Below are 4,072 nucleotides of genomic sequence, written 5' to 3' on the forward strand. Positions count from 1 at the left end.
TGGTACCGCATCGCGGCCTTCGTCCACGCAGGTCCAGTGGGTTACGTCGATGGCGGCTTCGGTCGGGCCGTACAGGTTGTAGAGACCGGCCTGGGGCAGCTTGGCGAAGACCTGCTGCTGGGCGTCCACCGGCAACGCTTCACCACTGCACACGATGCGGTGCAGGGTATGGCAAGTCGCAACCGTCGGCTCCTGCAGGAAGGCCTGCAACATCGACGGGACAAAGTGCAGCGTGGTGACCTGCTCTGCATTGATCAGGCGCACCAGTTTGCTCGGATCACGATGATCCCCCGGCGCGGCGACCACCAGGCGCGAACCGGTCATCAGCGGCCAGAAGAACTCCCACACCGACACGTCAAAGCTGAACGGGGTCTTTTGCAGCACCGTGTCGCTGACGTCAAGGCCGTAGGCTTCCTGCATCCATTGCAGGCGGTTGGCCAGGGCTGAATGGCGGTTGCCGGCGCCTTTGGGTTGGCCGGTGGAACCCGAGGTGTAGATCACGTAGGCGAGGTTTTCGCCGTCCAGGGCGATGCCTGGGCTGGCGTCGCTGTAGCCCTCGAAGGCAGACTCGCCCAGCACCAGGGTTTCCAGGCCTTGGGGAATCGGCAGCTGTTCACGCAAATGCGCCTGGGTCAAAAGCAGTTTCACCCCGCTGTCGTCCAGCATGTAGGCCAGGCGCTCACGCGGGTATTCCGGGTCCAGCGGCACATAGGCACCACCGGCCTTGAGCACCGCAAGCAAGCCGACCACCATCTCGATGGAACGCTCTACCGCCAGGCCCACCAATACGTCCGGCCCGACGCCGGCCTCGATCAGGCGATGGGCCAGGCGGTTGGCGCGGCAGTTAAGCTCGACGTAGCTCAAGCGCTGCTCGGCAAATACCAGTGCCGTGGCGTCCGGCGTGCGCGTCACCTGCTGTTCAATCAGTTGATGCACACAGTGCTGCAACGGGTAGTCCCGCGCCGTGGCGTTCCAGTCCTGTACCACTTGCCGGCGTTCGGCCACATCGAGCATCGCCAGTTCGCCCAGGCGCTGCTGGCCGTCCTCGAGCATGGCTTGAAGCAGGTTGAGCAGATGGCGGCCGTAGGTTTGCACCGTGTCCGGGTCGAAATGCGCACGCGCAAAGCTGAACTGCACCGACAGCGTGTCACCGACGTCCACCAGCACCGTCAGCGGGAAGTTGGTCTGCTCGCGGGAATCCGGCAGGCCAAAACGGATACCGCTGCCGCCACTCTGTTCCAGGGCCTTGGACACCGGGTAGTTCTCGAACACCAGGATGTTGTCGAACAGGGCTTCACCGCCCTGCCCGGCCCAGCGCTGGATATCGTACAGCCCGGTGTGTTCATGCTCGCGCAACGCCAGGTTCTGCGCCTGCACCCTTTGCAACCAGTCGGCCACGGTTTGCTCGCCCTCCACTGCGCAGATCACCGGCAGGGTATTGATGAACAGGCCAATCTGCTGCTCCACCCCCACGAGGTCTGCCGGGCGCCCGGCCACGGTGGCACCGAACGACACCACCGCCTGCCCGCTATGGCGCTGCAACAGGACCAGCCACGCCGCCTGGACCAGGGTGTTGAGCGTGACCTTATGGCTGCGGGCGAAGGCCTCGAGGCGCCCTGTCAGCGGGCGATCCAGGTTCAGGGAGTGCTCGCCATGCCCGTCCGCCGCCATGGGCTGGCTGCGGCCCAGGCGGGTCGGTGCGTGCAGTGCACTCAACTGCTCGCGCCAGAAAGTTTCGGTCGCACCGGCATCACGCTGCTGCAACCAACCGATGTAATCGCGATAGCGTCCGACCGCTTCGGGCACTGCCACGCCGGCGTAACGTTGCAGCACTTCACCGAACAGTCGCGAATTGCTCCAACCGTCCATCAGGATGTGATGGCTCGTGTAGATCAGCTCATGGCGTTGCTCGTCGGTACGCACCAGCACCAGACGGACCAGGGGCGCCTTGGCCAGCTCAAAGCCCTGGCGACGCTGGGCTTGCTGCAGGTCTTGCAACGCCAGCTCCGGCTCCGGCATGGCGCGCCAGTCGAGAAGTTCGATGGGCAGCCGTGCCTCGCGGTACACCACCTGGCATGGCCACTCCAACTGGCCCTCCCAGAAAAACCCGCTGCGCAGCACGTCATGGGCCTGCACCGTGGCATCCCAGGCCCGCTGGAAGCGCGCCACATCCAGGCCCTCGGCCGTCACGCGAATCTGGTTGATGTAGTCGCCGGCGGCCTGTTCGTACAGGGTGTGGAACAGCATGCCTTGCTGCATGGGCGACAAGGTGTAGATGTCGTCAATCCCATCGGCGGCCAGCGGCAAGGACTCAAGCTGCTGCTGGTTCAGGCGTGACAACGGGAAGTCCGAGGCCGTCACGCCGTGGTTGCCGGGGGTGCAGCAATGTTCCACCAATGCCGTCAGCTCACGGCTGAAGGCCTGGCTCAAGGCATCGATCTGCGACGCCTCGAACATCAGCGGGCTGAAGGTCCAGCCCATGTGCAGTTCACCGCCGAATACCTGGCCGTTGAGGGTCAGCCAGTTGCCCAGCGGCGCCTCCGGGCTCTGCTCGGCTCCGGCGCTTTCCGCTGCGAGTACAAACAAACCGTCCGGCTGGTCAAAGCTGGCGTCGATCTGGCCCAGGTAATTGAAGGTGATGCGCGGCACCGGCAATGCGCTGAATGCCTGGCGCGTGGCCTCGTCGCCGAGGTAGCGCAGCGCGCCGAAGCCCAGGCCCTTGTCCGGCACGGCGCGCAGTTGCTCCTTGATCTGCTTGATAGAAGCGCCAAGGGATTCGGCCGGGGTCAGGCGCACCGGGAACAGGCTGGTGAACCAACCCAGGGTGCGGGTCAGGTCAATATCGTCGAACAGGTCTTCGCGGCCGTGGCCTTCCAGCTGGATCAGGCTGGAAGCATGCCCCGTCCACTGGCAGATGACGCGCGCCAGGGCGGTCAGCAGCAGATCGTTGATCTGGGTGCGATAGGCCGCAGGCGCCTGTTGCAGTAATTGCCGGGTGTGCTCGGCATCCAGTTGGCTGACCACGGTCTGCGCCAGGCGCACAGGGCGCGCGCCTTGCGGATCACGGCATGGCAGATCGGTAGGCACGCCCTGGAGTTGTTGCAACCAGAAGTGCTTCTGCGGCTGTACCGCTTCGCTGCGGGCATGGGCCTGCAAACGCTCGGCCCAGGCCTTGAACGACGAGGTCTTGGCCGGCAACGGCTGTTGGCGGTACAGGCGTTGCAGGTCCTCAAGGAACACCCGCCAGGACACGCCATCCACCACCAGGTGGTGCATCACCAGCAGCAGGCGCTGGGAACCGTCGGCCAGTTCGGCAAGGACCGCACGCAGCAAGGGCCCCTGTTGCAGGTCGAGGCTGCGCTGGGCTTTTTCGCACAGCGCGGCCAGTTCGTCGGCATCCTTCACCGTGGCTTGCCACAGCACCTCAGGGGTGGCGACTGCATGCTCGGCCTGCCACCCTTCGGCGTGCTGGCTGAAGCTCAAGCGCAGCGCATCGTGGTGTTGGGCGATGGCGTGCAAAGCCGCTTGCAGTCGACCTGCCCGGACCGGCTCGCGTGGCACCAGCAGCAAGGACTGGTTCCAGTGGTGGCGGTCCGGCAGGTCCATCTCGAAGAACAGCTGCTGGAACGGCAGCAACGGCGTCTCGCCCTGCACCGGTCCCTGGTCGATCACCTGCGCTGTCTGCAACTGCGCCACCCGGGCGAGGCTGCGCACGGTCTGATGCTGGAACAGCGCCTTGGCGCTGAAATGGATACCGACGGCACGGGCGCGACTGACCACTTGAATGGAGATGATCGAGTCACCGCCGCGCTCGAAGAAGTTGTCATTCAAACCTACCTGTTCGACGCCCAGCACCTCGGCCCAGATCGCGGCGATCTGCTGTTCCAGCAGACTTTGCGGAGCTTCGTAGTGCTGGGTGGCTTCGGGTTTGGGCAGCGCCTTGCGGTCGAGTTTGCCGTTGGGACTCAGGGGCATTTGCTCCAGCAGCATCCATTGTGCCGGGACCATGTAGTCCGGCAGGTGCTGGGCCAGGTGGGCGCCGAGGACCTCGCGCCAATCATCGCCAGCGTCC

At 64.9% G+C, this 4,072-nt stretch carries 1 protein-coding gene; it reads right to left on the bottom strand.

Annotated features, from left to right (window positions below; translation table 11 throughout):
• A partial coding sequence (locus V3W40_RS34505; protein WP_330216542.1) for a condensation domain-containing protein occupies positions 1-4,072 on the bottom strand: 4,072 nt, incomplete at both ends.

Source organism: Pseudomonas sp. AM8 (assembly GCF_036346475.1).
Taxonomy (GTDB): domain Bacteria; phylum Pseudomonadota; class Gammaproteobacteria; order Pseudomonadales; family Pseudomonadaceae; genus Aquipseudomonas; species Aquipseudomonas marginalis.